This window comes from Bacillus sp. JJ1773, assembly GCF_036962035.1.
Classification (GTDB): domain Bacteria; phylum Bacillota; class Bacilli; order Bacillales; family Cytobacillaceae; genus Cytobacillus.
The window spans coordinates 33,750-50,954 of the sequence record NZ_JBALNX010000001.1; the positions used below are offsets into that span (position 1 = coordinate 33,750).

Below are 17,205 nucleotides of genomic sequence, written 5' to 3' on the forward strand. Positions count from 1 at the left end.
AATTTAAGATAATAGGTACACTTATCAGCAATTTTATTCAAATTAATTATTAAATTAAGATAAAACTCTTGGTGTTGAACATTTACAATATTTGCTAAGGTATATCCTCTTCCATCCCAGTCTCATTCCGTGTAACAATTTAATTCATCATAGTCATTTTGTTTACGTTTTCATTATTGAAGTCCTCCTTTGTGTTATAACATTTATACTATATTTTCAAAAAATACCTTAACATCTATTAATGTAACTGATATTTTAATATAAGTAAAATGAATATAAATAATAAAAACCATGCATTTTTTCTATGGTTAAAGGGTGTAATTACTATTCCAGTTTACAAGCTGTGATGTAGAACATAATTATCTTAAAATAGCAATCTTTTTAAAATTTAGCTAGTTTTCTATATTCTAAATGGAGTTACAATTAATTTTATTGTCTCTTATCTTCTCATTGATAATCTCATTACTATCATATCTAAAAAATGTCGCCCCATTTATTGCTTATACTTATCAAAGCTAGTGTACTTCCACTCTAATTATAGGTAATATGAATAATATATATAATAATCATGAAATATATCTATAGGGGGGTCAAAAATGGATACTAAGCAATTGTACTATTTTATAGAAGTGGCAAAGCAAAAAAGCTTTACACGAGCAGCTCAAGTTCTATGCTTATCTCAACCAACCATTAGCAAAATGGTCCGAAACCTAGAAGATGAGTTAAAAGTTGAACTTATTGATCGATCAGCGAAGAAAATTGAGTTAACCGTTGCTGGAGAAATTGTATTTGAGGAAGGACAAAAGATTTTAGGATTGCATGATGATTTATCTTCGCTTTTAAACGATATGATGAATTTGAAAAAAGGAAAGTTAAAAATAGGGGTTCCTCCTCTCATAGGATTTTTATTTTTTCCCAAAATCATAAAAGGCTTTCGAGAATTGTATCCCGATATTTCGATACAATTAGTAGAAAATCATGTAATAAAAATAAAGCAAGCTGTAAATGAGGGAATACTAGATTTAGGTGTAGCTGCATTACCCGTAGATGATGAATTTGATGTTATACCATTTATAGAAGAGGAGATGATGTTATTTGTTCATTCTTCTCACCCTCTCGCTACTAGAGAGAAGGTTTCTTTGCTGGAGGTAAAAGATGAATCATTTGTCCTTTTTCCAGATGATTCTACTCTCTATCAGCAAATTATGCAGGAGTGTATACAAGTAGGATTTCAACCCAATGTTTCATATCAGAGTATCTATTGGGATTTCATCACGGAGATGGTGGGCCAGAATCTAGGTATCTCGATTTTTCCTCAATCCGTTGCAAAAAGAGTAGATCAAAGTATCATTAAAGCTATTCCTATCGATAATCCACCTATAATTTGGAAGTTAGGAATTATTTTTAAGAAAAATAAGTATGTTTCCTATGCAGCAAGAGAAATGGTTTCATATATTTCTTCCTCATTAGAATGAGGCGTATCCTAGATTTTTTAAATAATAAATATTATTAAATTTTAAGCATGTACCGATACGTTAACTAATTCTAAAGAAAAGAGCCTAAACTATTTGTTTGAAGTTTAGGCCCTTATTCTTAATCAATAACGTTTTCCTTCGTAAACTCTCTTTCTTCTCCAAAAGAAAGTTCAATTACTTTAGTCTTTGAATAGTCTTTTAATAATTCTGCTAACTCTCTGCCAGTATCCATCATATACCCTACAATTGGAAAAATCTTTGTTAGCTTTGTATAAGAGTCTAAATTGGTTGCGGTCTTTTCGGTTGGAAAGTTATGGCTTGGGATAACGTATTTCACATCTAATAAATGCTGAATAGCATAAGCAGCCTCTTTCGGTCCCATTGTAAGTTGACCAGATGATGAGAGGATGGCGATATCAGGCTGATAGAAATCTTGTATCAGCTTCATATCAAGCATTAAACCAGTATCTCCAGAGTGATAAACGGTATAATCATCTTTAAAATCAAATATATAGCCAGCTGCCTCCCCAGCATACACAGGTAATCCCTCCGTTTCGCCATAGGATGATGTATGTAAGGCCTGAACCATTGTTACATGTACATCATCTAGCGAAGCGCTCCCGCCGAAATTAATCGGAAAAACATTTTTCATTCCCTTTTGAAGAAGAATCATGGCTAAATCATACTGTGCAACAATCATGATATCTGGTTTATATTGAATAAATTTAGATAAACCACTCGTATGATCTAAATGGCCATGAGTTAAAAAAACAGCATCTATTGATTTGTAAAAATCAGCATGGTCTAACTCCTTTGCAAATCCAGGATTCATATCGAAAAACGGATCAATCAGATAATTTTTTCCTAATTTGCTTTTCAATACATACATCGCATGACCTAAACGCCATATTTTCATATATAGCCTCCTCGTAAAGCGGATTATTATCCTCTAAGAATAAATTTATGAAGACTGAGAGATTTTGATGTATCTTTTGCTCCATTCTCCAAAAAAGAAGAAAATAATTTCCACTTCCTATCCATAAAAATTGTAGGTCCACTTTATACGTTTTTGATGTCCTTTTTATTTTTACTTGTTTGTTCCTTAAGATAGGACCCTTAGGGATTAAGAAGATCAAAAAAATGTTCTGTCTCATCACAAAGAGAGTATACATGCTATATAAGCGATTTGAACTCATTTGACCATAAACAAAAGGAACAGTGATAGAACTGGATAAATATTCCATTAGAGAAGTCTAAGAGCGGAAACCAATTTTCGACGGCGCTTTCACTGATTCTATCAATGGTTTTGAGGGTGAACAAAATCGCTTAGGGAGTAGATTATGCAATTGTTTTAGTTATTCGAAACTTCGTTATGATTGTGGCACTGCAATCAGCTTGTCTAAGTTGCCATCATAAGCTAATAGCGAGGTAGTCTTTTGCCGGCTTTTTTGTGTAACTAAAAGTAGAAAGGGAGTGTGGTCAATGAGTAAAAGATTAATGTCTCAAATGACTTGGATGGAGGTTAGGGATGCTGTTGATAATGGATGTGGAGTAATTCTACCAATAGGTGCAACGGAACAGCATGGCCCACATATGCCTCTATGTACAGATGCACTACTTTCGGAGAGAATGGCACTTGACGTGGCAAAGGAAACAAACTTGATCGTTGCACCTACTGTGACTTATGGATTTCGCTCGCGTCCCTGCACTGGTGGTGGGCAGACCTTCCCAGGAACAACTTCAGTTAGTGGGTCAACCTTAACCGCAGTAATTATGGACGTTGTGAAGGAATTTATCAGAACGGGTTTTAGAAAAATAGTCCTTTTTAATTGGCATTTTGAGAATTCCAATTTTATCTATGACGCTGCTTACAATGTGTACGAGGATAGAAAAAATGATTATCCCGATTTAAAGTTGCTTATTATTGAAACTCCTTTTAGTGATTTAAAGCCTGAGACAATGGAGTATGTATTTGAGGGACAATTTCCTGGGTGGGGGATTGAGCATGCTTCAATTTTTGAAACATCTGTGATGATGTATGTGGCACCTGAGTTAGTCGATTTTTCGAAGGCAAAGGATGATAAGGCGGAATACTATCCATTTTACGACATGCTGCCTATACCAAAAAGAATAACGGCAGAGAGCGGTGTACTGTGGAAGGCATCTCTAGCAACTAAGGACAAGGGCGAAGTGCTATGGAAAGAGATCTGTCAGAATCTAGTAGAATCTGTAAATATGGAATTTACAAGGTGGGAAAGGGGGAACTAGGCAGATAATATAGTGCTTTATAGGTGCGCGTGAAGGCCTTGATGTTGGTGTAACGATGCTAGACTGACATCAAGGACTCATACTCTGGAGGCAACGGTAAAAATGATGTTTTTCCGAAAACAATTTGGGAGGGGAATAGAATGATAGATTTTCAGGCAAAATCTGAACATGACCTCTATAGCGAATCGTTGGCTCCAGTAGAGTATTCCAAAAGAACGATCGGTCCATTTGGAATCGGTATGATTTGGTTCGGAATCGCGGTGCAGGTGACAAGCTTTTTAGTTATGACCCCCTTGGTACAGTATTATACAATTGGAGAACTTGTCTGGATTAATCTGATTGGTCAGGTGCTAGTGTGTCTAGCCTGTTTTGCTACACAGGAGATTGGACTGAAATACGGTGTTTCCTTCGCCACAACCATAACAGCGGTAGCAGGACCGCTTGGAGGGAAGATTGTTGGACTTGTGCGAGCAATGCCTGCGATTATTTTTGTAGGATTAAACGGGTTTATAGGCGCAACTGCAGTAAACATGTTCATGACAGCAGTATTTGGGTTTAATAATATGGTAGTTGCCATAATTATTAATGCATTGCTGCTCATATTAGTAACCATATCCGGTGCCAAAGGGATTGAACGATTTACGACTTTTGCTGCACCACTGATGATCGTAATTGGTATTATTATGTTTTATGTATTGATGAAAACTCATAATGTGACTTTGATGGATGTTTGGGACCTTGGCCGTACAGGGGGAACAAGTAAAAGCTGGCTTTACGGCTTTGGTGTTTGTTTAGGTGGCTATGCGGCAGTTGCTATGGGATTTAACGATTTTACTAAGGACTGTAAGATAAAAAATGGCAACATGAAAAAATCCGCAAGAGCACACTTGCTTTCCTATATTATTTGGTCCGCGCCTGCATTTATGTTTTTTACAATGATTGGCATTATTGCTGTAGTTTTAGTACCCGGCATGACAGGTTCAGAAGTGCTGCCGTACCTTACGGATTTAGTAGCCGGAGGGAATAATATAATAATCGCAATATTTGCCTTGTTTGTATTCGTAGCACAATTATCGACAAATACTGCCGCAAATCTATTCCCTTCAGTGTATGTAATATGCGCACTTGCCCCTAAAAAGATTAATTTTAAGACAGCCACCGTCCTTGTGGGCGTGCTTGCGTTTGTATTACAGCCGTGGAAGTTTGGACCAATTTTAGACGTGTTTTTAGCTGTATTCGGTGCTGCGGGTGGCCCTGCGCTGGGAATCATAGTCGTAGATTATTTTTACTTCAGAAAAAGGAAATACAGTCTAGGGGATCTATTTAACAGCAAGGGGAAATATTCCTACTGGCATGGAATCAATCCCGTATCCTTATCATGTTATTTAATAGGTATAATAATTGGCTTAATCTTCTTGGATTATAATTACTTTGTTTCTTTAGCTGCTACATCGTTGCTTTATATGTTTGCAGGTAATTTATTTGCGAAAAAATTCCCAGTTATGGTTACCGAAACAGCCGAGGATCTTACGGATTTTACAACGAATGATGATCCTAAATTGTCTATGTAATTTACGACTTTTTGGGCAACAAAATTTAGAGGAAAAATCCTAAAAAGATGAGGTTGTGGAACCTTGAATGTTTTAGTAGAAAATAAATGGATCATCTTAGGGATCCTTGAGGTGCTGGCATGGGCTTCAATCTTTTTCCTTCTATATGCTAGGTACGGCTTAAAATCAGACTTCTGGTTCAAGGTTGCCGCAGTTTTAGTTGCCAGCATAGGTGTAATTCCCCAAGTACTAATGGGGCTTATTAATTTCATTTTCACAAACAAAGTGGATTTATTTACGCTAATCATTTTGCTGCTGATTCTGTACGGTTTTACTATTGGAAAAAAACATGTAAAAAAACTGGATGACTGGGCACGGATAAAATTTTTAAAGAAGCAATCCTGAAGTGATCTTCTAACTAATATATATGGGGAATTCTTCGTGGTACTTTAAGTTATCTTGATGGATTGCACCCTTCGGTAATTTCATCCCTTTTGGAAAATAACAAGTATCACTTGGATACACTCTCACTTTTGTGCTTATGACCTTCTGTTACTAGAAGGTCATAGGCATAAACTTCTTAGCTACGATGGTGGTCTCATTTAGTGCATTCCTCGTATACGTACGATAGACTGACTATGGGTGTGACAAAATCTTTTTACTGAAAAAGGGGAGGAATCATTGTTCAATAAAGGACTTCATTTAACAATGATTAGATTATTCTAGTTTTTATCGGTTTCCTTATCAAGGACAATTCCAAGATTACTTTTTTTCCTCATTAAAGTGGATATTCCAATTTCTAACTTGTTTGCACATTCTTTTAAGGTTGGGGATGTCTTAATTGCATCTGAAATATAATTCCTTTCAAAAATGGCAACTGCTTCTTTTAAGGGGAGATTTGGCTCAATTTGATTTAAGCTCCTAAATTGTTTTTGGTGATGAATACACTGATCCTGTATAGATTGTGGAAGGTTATCCAATGTAATAATCTTTGTTTCACTCATATGGTACATTCGTTCTACAACATTGTTTAACTCACGTACATTTCCTGGCCAATGATAGGCAAGAAGCCATTCTAAGACGTTTTTTCCAACTTGCTTTTTTTCCTTATATTTTTTTTCAAGATTATTAAAAAAATAAAGAGTCAGTGCAATGATGTCCTCCTTTCTCTCTCGAAGAGGAGGTATTGTTATAGGTAAAACATTTAAACGATAGTACAGGTCTTTTCTAAATTCTTTACGCTCAATCATCGATTGTAGATCAAGGTTAGTAGCTGCAATAACTCGCATATCTATATGCTGTGTTTTAGTGCCGCCAATTTTCCTGATTTTTTTATCCTGTAAAACGTTTAATATTTTTACTTGTAATTCATATGGCATATCTCCAATTTCATCTAGAAAAATGGTTCCTCCTTTAGCCAATTCAAACAGTCCTACCTTATTTTTATCTGCCCCAGTAAAAGCTCCCTTTTCATGTCCAAAAAGTTCTGACTCTAGCAAATGTGCTGGAATAGCACCGCAATTTACTCTCACAAAGTCCCCGGTTCTTTGGCTCATTTTATGGATGTATTGAGCTATGACGTCTTTTCCGACTCCTGATTCACCCAATAGTAAGATGGGTGATTCGTTTTTTGCAAACCTAAAAGCCAGTGAAATTAAGTTTTTCATTTTTTTACTTTGATAAACAAGATTAGAATCAAAAAGAAGCTGTTCATTTTGAAATAAAAGTCTTTGATATTCGTTATTTCTTCGGTTTGCTTCTTCAAGTTTTTCTTGCAAATTTTTTAATTCTGTTATGTCTCTTACATTTGATACTACACAAAAAATTTCATTATTCTCATCAATAACGGGTGTGGAAGACACGATCGCCTTTTTACCATTGAAATAGTCAATGACCATGTTATATTTTCTTTTGTTTTTTAATGTTTGGTAGGCACAAGTGTTGGGAATAATATTTTTTTTCACCAATTCTTTAAGAGTGTGACTATAATACTGTTCTTTAGAAATGTTAGTTATTTCAATTAATGCATCATTAATAAGCAATGTTTTGCCGTTCTTATCACATACATAAATACCATCTTGTGACATTGCTATGGTGGATTCGAGCAATTTAAGCATGCTTGAATATTGCTTACTATGTTCTACGTTTATATTCATCTAACTAGTCACCTTCCTTTATTAAAAATTATATAAATACTAATCTGTTATTTCAAATATTATGAATTATCAGATATGAGAGTGTATCAAAAATAAGATGCCTAAAAATGAGATACAAAAGTAAAAGCAATTCCTTTTTACAGAAAAATAGCTTAAAAGACGCGTTTTTTGCATTAATAAGGATAAGCAGGTGTGTAGTAAGGCTTTTCCGGTAAGGCAGAAAAAATCAAGGGCAAACATGTTTGGTTAATTCAGAAAATATTGATGATAATGACCTTTGGAGTTTTGGCACTAAACTTGCAACATAAAAGGTGAGAACGATGCACAGGAAATGGGGGATATTTCATTGGATGTAGGTTTTATTACAAGAAAAATGGCAAATGATTTAAATCCGTTGAATCAAAGAAAAATAGCCATACGGGAAGAAACGGGAAAATCATGGACGTATTCGGATCTGCACCATATATCAAACGCTTATGCAAATAAGCTAAGCGAACTAGGTGTACGAAAAGGAGACCGTGTTGGTATTTTGCTTTATAACTGTCTCGAATATTTCGGACTCTATTTTGCTGTTGCAAAAATTGGAGCTGTTGCCGTTAGGCTTAATTTTCGGCTTTCAAGTGCCGAGCTCGAATATGCATTAAATGATTCGCAGACGAAGATATTATGCTTTCATTCAAATTTATCCCAAAAGCTGGAATCAGTTCTTCATCAAGTATCTGTTGAGCATTTTATTTGTCTCGAAAATAGTAAAAAAGTGATTCCGAGTTGGTCTGAGCCTTGGAGTATTTTAGAAAGCGTTTTAGCAGATGAAGTGAAAGTAAATCACATAAAGCTAAACGATCCAGTTATGCTGATGTATACTTCAGGGACAACCGGCAGACCTAAAGCTGCAATTTGGACCCATGATACAACATACTGGTTTTCAGCTATACAGGCATTAAAATGGAAGTTTACTGGGGAAGAGATTGGGATGACTACTGGACCTCTCTATCATGTTGGAGCGATGGAAGATATTGCACTTCCCATCTTGATGATGGGAGGATCTATCATCATAACTAAAAGCCACGGCTTTGAGATTGGTAGAATTCTTTCTGTAATTGAACGCGAAAATGTAACTGATTGCTTTTTATTCCCATTTATGATTTATGAGATGCTAAATTATCCTGAGCTGGATAAATATCAGCTAAAGTCGTTAAAAACGATATATTCCGGCGGTGACCCGTTAATGCCATGGGCACTTGAACAGTTAAAAAAGAAGTATCCTCATCTTGGGGTTGTTCAAGTTTACGGTTTAACTGAAGGTCAGCCAATTGCGGCTACGCTCGATTCAGAGGATGCTTTTACGAAAGGCCATACAGTTGGAAAGCCTATGCCTCTTACAGAAATTAATATTATTGATGATAATGGAATGCCTCTTCCTATTGGAGAAATTGGAGAAATTGCCATTAAAAGTCCGGGTGTTTCAGAAGGGTATTGGAGGAAGCCGGATGCAACAATGGAAACATTTGTGAATGGCTGGTGTAAAACAGGAGATTTGGGAGTATTCGATCAAGATGGTTATTTATCAATTGTAGGCAGAAAAAAGGATATGATTCGAAGCGGCGGTGAGAACATTTATGCAGCGGAGATTGAAGATGTAATTTATCGCCATCAGGATGTGAAGGAAGTTTCTATTATTGGTATTCCTGACCCGAAATATATAGAAGCTGTATGCGCTGTTATTATTAAGAAAGAAGGGTCAAATCTTACAGAAGAGGATGTTATTGATTTCTGTAAACAATACTTGGCTAGCTATAAGAAGCCTAGAGAAGTAAGATTTGTTGATGAAATACCTCGTACTCCATCCGGAAAGGTGCAAAAGTATATTTTACGAAATCAGTTTAGCTGAGTGAATTAAATAATCCTTCTCTTAAAGTATTTACAATCTTAATGGGAGTTAAATTCTTTCTAAACAGAAAGTTGAGGAGAAATCCAATGAATAAAGTTCAAGTAGTTTCGTGGACGAAGCAGAGCCAGATCGCAAAAATTGTGATTGATAATCCGCCTGTAAACGTACTTAGTGCTGGCGTTTTAGAACAATTGAATCTTGTGATTGATGAAATTGAAAGCGATTCTGAAATTACAGCCGTAATTATTACCGGTGAAGGCGATAAAGCTTTTGTAGCTGGAGGAGATATTAAGGGGTTCCCGGAATGGATGGGAAAAGGAATGGAGGAAGCGAAGCAAAAGTCACTTTGGCTTCAGGAACCACTTAACAAAATTGAAAGTTTGTCACGGCCAACGATTGTTGCCATAAACGGGGTGGCATTAGGCGGAGGATGTGAACTGGCTTTATGCTGCGATATTCGAATAGCAGAGGAACAAATCAAGATTGGTCTTCCCGAAATTAAATTAGGTTTATTCCCAGGTGCTGGAGGCACACAAAGGCTTCCGCGTCTAGTTGGCAAAGCGAAAGCAAAAGAAATGATTTTCACCGGTGAGCCTTTAACTGCAGAAGAAGCCAAAGAAATTGGGCTAGTCAATCACGTCGTTCCTAGAGGGAAATCTTTTGAAAAGGCGCTGGAACTCGCAAAGTCTATTAGCAGCTTTTCTTTACCTGCTCTTACTTTTGCTAAACGTTCTATTGACATTGGCTGCGAACAACCGCTTCATGAAGGCTTAGTTACGGAAGCTGAAAATTTTGGTCATGTATTTCAAACGAACGATGTAATAGAAGGCGTTGAAGCCTTTATCCAAAAAAGGGAACCTAAATTTACCAATACGTAAACTATAATATATTGATTTGTTGTCGAAGAGCAACTGAATGTGGCGTCTGGTGAATTTTTATCCTTTTCACCAAGCGAAATCCAGCGGAAGGGGCATGCCATAGAATGATCTAAACCCAAAAAGTTAGACAATAATTTAGGCTGCTACTTGAGTATGAGTACTACTGTATTCATTTATGTGCCTATGACCTTTAGGTAGTAATAGGTCATAGGCATAAGCTTTTGGAGCTCACTTTATATAAAAAAGCTGCTTATGGATGGCTTTGAATCCTTAACAGGAGACAATTTACATATTTTCTCAAAAAACGTAGTGACAGACAATACAACAATGTGATATCATGCTTATAACAATTAACAAAATGTTAATTATAATTCAAAAAAGGTGATTAGAAGATGAGCGAGGAATTGTTAAATTATGATGTGAACAAGTATCGAACTCCTGATGGCTATACGAGTGATATTGCCGTTTTTACTATTATTTCTACAGAAGTGGGTCCTTATAAGCCTCCACAAAAAAAAATAAAAATTATGCTCATTAAACGAGCGGAGAAAACAAAAGAAGGTAACCCCAATATAGAAGCGGGGAAATGGGCATTGCCAGGTGGATTTATAAGACCGGAGGAAACCGCATATGATGCAGCGGTTAGAGAGTTAAGCGAAGAAACAGGAGTCACAGGGTTAAGAATCAAGCATTTTGGCGTCTATGATCAATTTGGCCGTGATAGGCGGGGATGGATTATTTCAAATGCCCATTACGCAATTGTTCCAGAAAATAAGCTCGTCAAAAGGAGAGCAGCAGATGATGCAGCAGAGGTAGAGTTATTCTCCATGGACGAAGTGTTTCAGCTCGAGTTGGCTTTCGACCATAGGCAAATTATTGAAGAAGCTTTATGGTTTATAAAAAAAGATATGTCCTTAACAACGTTGGCGAAAAACTTCTTGCCAAAGCAATTTGTCCTATCGGAACTGCAAGGGGTTTTGTTAACCGTCATGGATGAGCCTTGGCTTAAGCTGGATGCTCAATTTTTTCGGAAAGCCCCAACCTTACCTTTTATCGAAAAAGTAGTGAAGGATGGAGAACCGCAAAAAACAAATCGTTGGTCGAAAAATAAAGCACAGCTGTATCGATTTAATGATTACGAGCCATATGTATCGATTTACAATGCCAAATATTAATTTTTTTACATTTTATAATTAACAATATGTTAATTATAATTAATAAGGAGTGATGAAAAATGCAAATTTGGAAAGATTGGACCATTTTTGAAAGGTTATGGCTTCTAACTTTTACGCTTATTAATATTTACTTGTTTTTTGCTTGGAATGATACGATTCTAGGATTGATTACGTCCATTTCTGGAATGCTTTGTGTTGTTTTAGTCGCGAAAGGGAAAGTGAGTAATTATTATTTTGGTATTGTCCAAACTGCAACCTACGCCTATATCTCGTATGGCTATGGCCTATATGGAGAGGTAATGCTTAATGCCCTGTTTTATTTTCCGCTTCAATTTGTTGGGATCTATCTTTGGAAGCAGCATACAACTGACAACAAGATAAAAGGTGAAGATATTCATATCAACGCTTTAACGAAAAAAGGCTGGATCGCCACGTTGACATCCTTTTTGATTATCTTTGTTCTATATGCGCTGCTTTTACAAAAAATCGGAGGAAAAGTGGTGTGGATTGATTCTGCAACCACGATATTATCCGTCATTGCCCAAATCCTCATGTTAAAAAGATACACGCAGCAATGGTTGTTTTGGATCGCGGTGAATGTGTTATCAATTGTACTTTGGGTGAAGGCATTGATCTTACAAGGTGGCAACGATGTATCAATGCTTGTCATGTGGTCGGCCTTTCTAATCAATAGCATATATGGTTATTACAATTGGACGAAAGTATATAAAAAACAGAAGGGAGAAGTGATGTAAATGAAAAAGGTTGGGTTTTTTGGAGGAAAGTTTTTGCCTTTGCATCAAGGGCATGTGTATGCAATTGTCAAAGCTTCTTCAATGGTGGATGAATTATTCGTTGTGCTTTCTCATAGTGAAAAAAGGGATCGGGAATTATGTGATGGAAGCAAGCTATCCTACATTCCGGCTCAGATTAGGCTGCGATGGCTCTCACAATTAACAAGGGAAATGGAAAATGTCAAAGTTGTAGCAGTGGAGGATAAAGACGGCAACGAGGATTATAACTGGAAAGAAGGCTCCTTGAAAATACGACAAGCGATTGGTAAAAAGATCGATGTTGTTTTTAGCTCCGAAATTGAATACGAACCAATTTTTAAAGAATTATATCCAGAGGCGAAACACATCCTGATTGATGAAAAAAGAGACCAGGTGAAGATTTCTGCTACCAAGATTCGGGAAAAAGGGATCTTTGAATATTGGGATTCCATTCCCGAGGTGGTAAAACCGTATTTTATTAAAAAGGTAATCATTTTAGGGACTGAAAGCTGTGGGAAATCCACTCTCACTAGAAATCTGGCACTCATTTATAACACAACCTATGTTAATGAATACGGAAGAGATTATTGTGAATATTTAGGAGGCTGCGATGGGATTATTTTAGAGGAAGATTACCCGATCATTGCGTACGGCCACAAAATTAAAGAATATGAAGCTATTAAAAATGCCAATAAAATCGTCTTTATCGACACCGAAGCAGCGGTTACTCAATTTTACTCAGAGCTGTACAATCAAAAACACCAAACAGTCTTAAACGAAATTGCCCGCATTCAAAAATATGACCTATGTCTATATTTAGAGCCTGACGTCAAATGGGTGGATGATGGATTAAGAGTGCATGGGGAGCAAAAGGTCCGTGAAGATAATAATGACCGGTTGAAGGAAATTTTGGAGGAGAATGGGATTGAGTTTGTAAGTATTAGTGGGACTTATCAAGAGCGTTTGGGGAAATCGATGGAGTTGATTGGTAGAATGTTAGTGAGGTTATAGACAGTAAGCCATACAAATAAAGGTTTAGATGATGAGATGAGAACGTTAAAGTACACGATTTATGGCTTCACAGTTTTTCGATTTTCATTTGAATTATTCGTGCCTGTTGCTCAATTCTTTAAAGTACTGGGGGACTGGCACTTTTTTAAAAAAATAATGAAAATTAATTATTATCATGTCTAAAGTAGGAGCAAACGTAATATTATATATTGTTGTTTATCCTTATATGAGAGGTGATTTCATCATGAAGATAAAAACAGGCAAATACCTCAAAATCTCAATTTCTACTCTAGTCCTTAGCTTTTCATTCGCCACTGTATCTTCTGCCCATTATTGTTACGTGGCAAACAAAAAGGATGGAGCTGGAGCAGTAACTGAGGAAGATGTTAAACAAGCAGGTAAATCGGGTAAGTTAGTGGCACCAGGAGCATTTATTGATGTTGGAGTGGATGGTGTACCTGATCTTTTCATTCGTGGAGGGACAAAAGACTTCGAACCTTTTGTAGTTGGTGAAGGTTCTATGCACAATTCACCTGCCACCGAAAGAGGGAGCAAGGTAAACGGTGTACAAAAGTTGTCTTTTGAAGAAGAATAACAAATAGCCCAGCCGATATTACATTAACATAAGGCTGGACTATCGAGGAATTTAATTTCAGAGGCTAAACAGCACTATTAAAAATGGTGTTCCTCTGGTAAGCATCCTTATTAAGCACGCATATCTATCGAATCGTATACGGGGATAAAGAATAAGAACGAAAAAATGGCTTCACCCTTATTCCTATTGACTTTCTTTTCCCATGCTAAATTTACGACTCAAAATCGTGAACCGCAAGGTGTGTTGGTTCGACCCCGACAGCCGGTCTCTTTAGATCAAAACGAGTTTATTTTAAAAACGTTAAAACACCTGCAAATGTTGATATCTCAATGTTTGTAGGTGTTTTTTTTTCGGGAAAAAGGCTGAAAAAGCTAGGTTTTGATATCATTTTACACATTTTTCACACAGGAAAAGTACAAAAAGGAAGTACAATCCCACCTTTACTTATATTAAAAAACTGAAATCATTGATCATTTTACTTTATAATCCTCCTAGTGGAATAATTACAAAAATTCTCAATCCGGTGTTTCCTATCAAAAGCTCCCACGCGCCATCACGATTTCCATTCTAAATTACCCTTTATTTCTTTCCGGAACCGATTGTTTCCATACAGTTTTACAAATACTAGAAAACAATGAATCCAATAATCGATGGAGTGATAACGCCGACTGCAGAAGTTGATGTTAGCAGCCCAGAAAAGATTAGTATTTTTATGAGCAGCTTATCCTTTTTATTAGCAACTATATATTGATGATAAAAACTACTTCCTTTATGATGCTAATAATTTCAATAAAAATAATGAGGGTGACCATTTATATGGAAAAATTATATCCGATTTTCAGCAGAAACAATTTTAATCTAACGAAGGAAACCACTAAGGCTGCAGAATTCAAAAATGATGAAAGAAAAGAAATAATTTTTTTAGTACCAAACAAGAAGGAGATTAGCATCATTTAAAATCCAGAAATAGTTAAAAAGAAAGCAATACTAAGAAGTGATAAAAAGTTTCATAGTACAGCACTCACACAATTTCCAAAAGAAATGCATAAGGGGTCGACTCAGATTCATTACGGGTATTCATTCAAATTTGCAGAAGAAAGAGAATAAGATTCATTTTTAGATAGTTTTAATAGAATTTAGGAAAATAGCGTTGTAAATGGTCCAACATCAGAATTTGGTCATTTTGGGATGAGCATGACAATATATCAAGTTTAAATCAGTCGCCTTTGACTTTTGGATTGAATGAAATGCTAGCAAGAGCTAGATTCAAAAGGTATTTTCTATCCAAGTTCTTTTTAGCTGTGTAAAAGAAAACACAGTTTTATTTCTTTATGACTACCTCAAGAAAAGCTGATTCGTAAGCCTCTTGGAATTATGTGAAAAAAGAAACCGCTTGTAATAAAGTGGTATAACTGTATGATTTTTAGAATTTTAATTGTACCCACAACTATATACAATAATGTTAATAAGCAACAATGTTTTCTATATATGGAGGTACTTAATGGAGAAGTGGATAGGTAAGCGACCTACAATTGGTCAGAAAGCGTTAGTTTCAAAGTATGAAAGATTATTAGTACAAGCACAAAATACAATAATAACTTCTACCGAAAAAGTTCTAAAAGTTATTGAGGCAGAATGTGATAAAAAAAGCGGACGTGAACTAGACGGAGTATTAATATTGACATCTGAATCAATCATTTTCATGTCTAAACGTGAACACATGGTATATAAATACTCACAAATTAGTGATATTGATGTTCGAAATGATGGTAAGGACAAACATGAGTGGCAGATAACTCTTAAAATTGGGAGATCTAAGCGTACATTTGATGATATTAAGAAAAATGATGATAGTCAAGAATTTATTGAAACTCTTGAACACATGATTGTAAATCAATCTCATGAGATAATTACAACAGTTACTCATGACTTTGACTATTTCTTACATTCTGAAAGACTTGCAGATTTACGAACTCGTGGAATCAAAATTACAACATTTCTAATGAAGCGAGATGATCTAGGACATACAAAAAATGGCGAGAGACTTCTGCGTGAAAAACATAAATATGCTGAAATCATTGTTGAGGGTTACTACCACGAAAAACAGAAAAAGGGTAACTTTATTGTAATAGATAATGGTGTACTACTATATGAATATAATGATAAGGAACGAAAAGCTCAACAGATTCACATTTGGCCTTTAGTTTTCTTTTCAAATACAGTTATTGACCATTATGCAATTAAAACTGTAATTAGTAATAATGAAGGCAAATTCGTAATGAATAATTCTGGTAAAAAGTTTACTAATATATTATCTACTTCTAATATCCCTTTCAAAATTAAAACAAGAAAATGGCATCAAAAAATACTTGGTTTTCGAAGCGGAAAGTGGTGGAAAAAAACAATTGCGTCACTTGTTTATTTGTTTACATTGCTTATGATTGTTGCAATAGCTTTTGGTGAAGAATCTAAAGAATCTGATAATGTTAAACAAGCTACTGAAGTATCTGATTCTAATACAGATAAGTCAAATGAAGCTGCTCGGCTATCAGAGGAGCAGCGTAAACAAGAAGAAGCGAATCGTTTAGCAGAGGAACAGCGTAAGCAAGAAGAAGCCGCTCGATTAGCGGAGGAACAGCGCAAACAAGAAGAAGCTGCCCGTTTAGCAGAGGAACAGCGTAAACAAGAAGAAGCCGCTCGCTTAGCGGAAGAAAAGCTCAAACAAGAAGAAGCTGATCGTTTAGCCCATGAACAAAAACAGGCTTTTGTAAATTATAAAAACTGTAGTGAAGCTCGTGCTGCTGGCGCTGCACCAATATATAAAGGAGAACCAGGGTACGCGAAACACCTTGACCGTGATGGAGATGGAATAGGGTGTGATAGATAAAATATTATAGAAAGAAATTACTTTTGTTATATGGGATTTTTCTCCGAATCTTATAAAATAATTGGTGCCTGTTCCCCAGTCTTTAAGTATAGGGAAACAGGCACCTTTCTTCTGATTCAGCTGTCCCCGACCGTATTGAAGGCATTAATCTAACAAAACCATCAGGACTCTTCACCGTAATGGTTACGGTTGAAAGAAGTTCTTGTGTCCCGTCTGAAGGCAGGCTGGGAAGGGGATTATTATTTACACCTAATGCAATTCCGTAACAAGTTGGTCTTAAGCCCAAATTTATTCCTCTTTTTTTGTTGAACTAGTAAATAATATGATTAAATAGTTTATGTTGTTTAAACAAGAGTGATAAATTGTGGGACAGAGGTACAGGATCATTGTCATGGCTTCTGTAGAATGAAGGAATAGCTCTATCCTGAACCACCGCTCCTATTATTGGATGTGTTGAAGGGTTAGTGGTGATCTTATACTAGATTTTGCATTAAAGAACTGTGAATTAATATATGATTTATCAGAATTGAGTATTGTTTGTATTGA

Annotated in this window: 15 protein-coding genes; 12 read left to right on the forward strand and 3 right to left on the reverse strand. The window is 35.9% G+C overall.

What is annotated here, in order from left to right:
* Window positions 1–596 precede the first annotated feature (596 nt).
* Window positions 597–1,475, forward strand: coding sequence for a LysR family transcriptional regulator (locus V7127_RS00160; RefSeq protein ID WP_335482779.1), 879 nt, complete (start codon window positions 597–599; stop codon window positions 1,473–1,475).
* 118 nt (window positions 1,476–1,593) lie between these two features.
* Here V7127_RS00160 and V7127_RS00165 read toward each other — a convergent pair whose 3' ends face one another.
* Window positions 1,594–2,391, reverse strand: a complete 798-nt coding sequence (locus tag V7127_RS00165; RefSeq protein WP_335354860.1) for a metal-dependent hydrolase — start codon at window positions 2,389–2,391, stop codon at window positions 1,594–1,596.
* A gap of 566 nt (window positions 2,392–2,957) precedes the next feature.
* Here V7127_RS00165 and V7127_RS00170 point away from each other — a divergent pair.
* From V7127_RS00170 to V7127_RS00180, 3 genes are all read left to right on the forward strand, one after another.
* Window positions 2,958–3,743 (forward strand): creatininase, encoded by a 786-nt coding sequence (locus V7127_RS00170; protein ID WP_335482781.1) that lies wholly within the window; start codon window positions 2,958–2,960, stop codon window positions 3,741–3,743.
* Window positions 3,744–3,883: 140 nt separating this feature from the next.
* Window positions 3,884–5,314: a cytosine permease gene (locus V7127_RS00175; protein ID WP_335482783.1), complete on the forward strand. Its 1,431-nt coding sequence runs from the start codon at window positions 3,884–3,886 to the stop codon at window positions 5,312–5,314.
* Window positions 5,315–5,377: 63 nt separating this feature from the next.
* Window positions 5,378–5,698 (forward strand): hypothetical protein, encoded by a 321-nt coding sequence (locus V7127_RS00180; RefSeq protein WP_335482785.1) that lies wholly within the window; start codon window positions 5,378–5,380, stop codon window positions 5,696–5,698.
* Window positions 5,699–6,015: 317 nt separating this feature from the next.
* Here V7127_RS00180 and V7127_RS00185 read toward each other — a convergent pair whose 3' ends face one another.
* Window positions 6,016–7,449, reverse strand: coding sequence for a sigma-54 interaction domain-containing protein (locus tag V7127_RS00185; protein WP_335482787.1), 1,434 nt, complete (start codon window positions 7,447–7,449; stop codon window positions 6,016–6,018).
* A gap of 346 nt (window positions 7,450–7,795) precedes the next feature.
* On the opposite strand from V7127_RS00185, the gene V7127_RS00190 reads away from it, so the two are divergent.
* From V7127_RS00190 to V7127_RS00225, 8 genes are all read left to right on the forward strand, one after another.
* The gene (locus V7127_RS00190; RefSeq protein ID WP_335482789.1) at window positions 7,796–9,340 is read left to right on the forward strand and encodes an AMP-binding protein; all 1,545 of its coding nucleotides are present in this window, start codon (window positions 7,796–7,798) and stop codon (window positions 9,338–9,340) included.
* An 86-nt stretch (window positions 9,341–9,426) separates the two neighbouring features.
* Window positions 9,427–10,218: an enoyl-CoA hydratase gene (locus tag V7127_RS00195; protein ID WP_335482790.1), complete on the forward strand. Its 792-nt coding sequence runs from the start codon at window positions 9,427–9,429 to the stop codon at window positions 10,216–10,218.
* Between the two features lie 392 nt (window positions 10,219–10,610).
* Window positions 10,611–11,393: an NUDIX hydrolase gene (locus tag V7127_RS00200; RefSeq protein WP_335482791.1), complete on the forward strand. Its 783-nt coding sequence runs from the start codon at window positions 10,611–10,613 to the stop codon at window positions 11,391–11,393.
* 59 nt (window positions 11,394–11,452) lie between these two features.
* A complete protein-coding gene (gene pnuC / locus V7127_RS00205) occupies window positions 11,453–12,148 on the forward strand; it encodes a nicotinamide riboside transporter PnuC (protein WP_335482793.1) in 696 nt (231 codons plus the stop codon).
* Window positions 12,149–13,177, forward strand: a complete 1,029-nt coding sequence (gene nadR / locus V7127_RS00210) for a multifunctional transcriptional regulator/nicotinamide-nucleotide adenylyltransferase/ribosylnicotinamide kinase NadR (protein WP_335482794.1) — start codon at window positions 12,149–12,151, stop codon at window positions 13,175–13,177.
* Between the two features lie 175 nt (window positions 13,178–13,352).
* The gene (locus V7127_RS00215) at window positions 13,353–13,772 is read left to right on the forward strand and encodes a hypothetical protein (RefSeq protein ID WP_335482796.1); all 420 of its coding nucleotides are present in this window, start codon (window positions 13,353–13,355) and stop codon (window positions 13,770–13,772) included.
* 816 nt (window positions 13,773–14,588) lie between these two features.
* Window positions 14,589–14,729 carry a hypothetical protein gene (locus V7127_RS00220; protein ID WP_335482797.1) on the forward strand — a complete coding sequence of 47 codons (141 nt, stop codon included), beginning with the start codon at window positions 14,589–14,591 and terminating at the stop codon, window positions 14,727–14,729.
* A gap of 544 nt (window positions 14,730–15,273) precedes the next feature.
* A complete protein-coding gene (locus V7127_RS00225; protein WP_335482799.1) occupies window positions 15,274–16,659 on the forward strand; it encodes an excalibur calcium-binding domain-containing protein in 1,386 nt (461 codons plus the stop codon).
* Window positions 16,660–16,741: 82 nt separating this feature from the next.
* On the opposite strand, the gene V7127_RS00230 is transcribed toward V7127_RS00225, so the two are convergent.
* Entirely contained in the window at window positions 16,742–16,945 is a 204-nt protein-coding gene (locus V7127_RS00230) for a hypothetical protein (protein WP_335482801.1), read from the reverse strand.
* Window positions 16,946–17,205 lie beyond the last annotated feature (260 nt).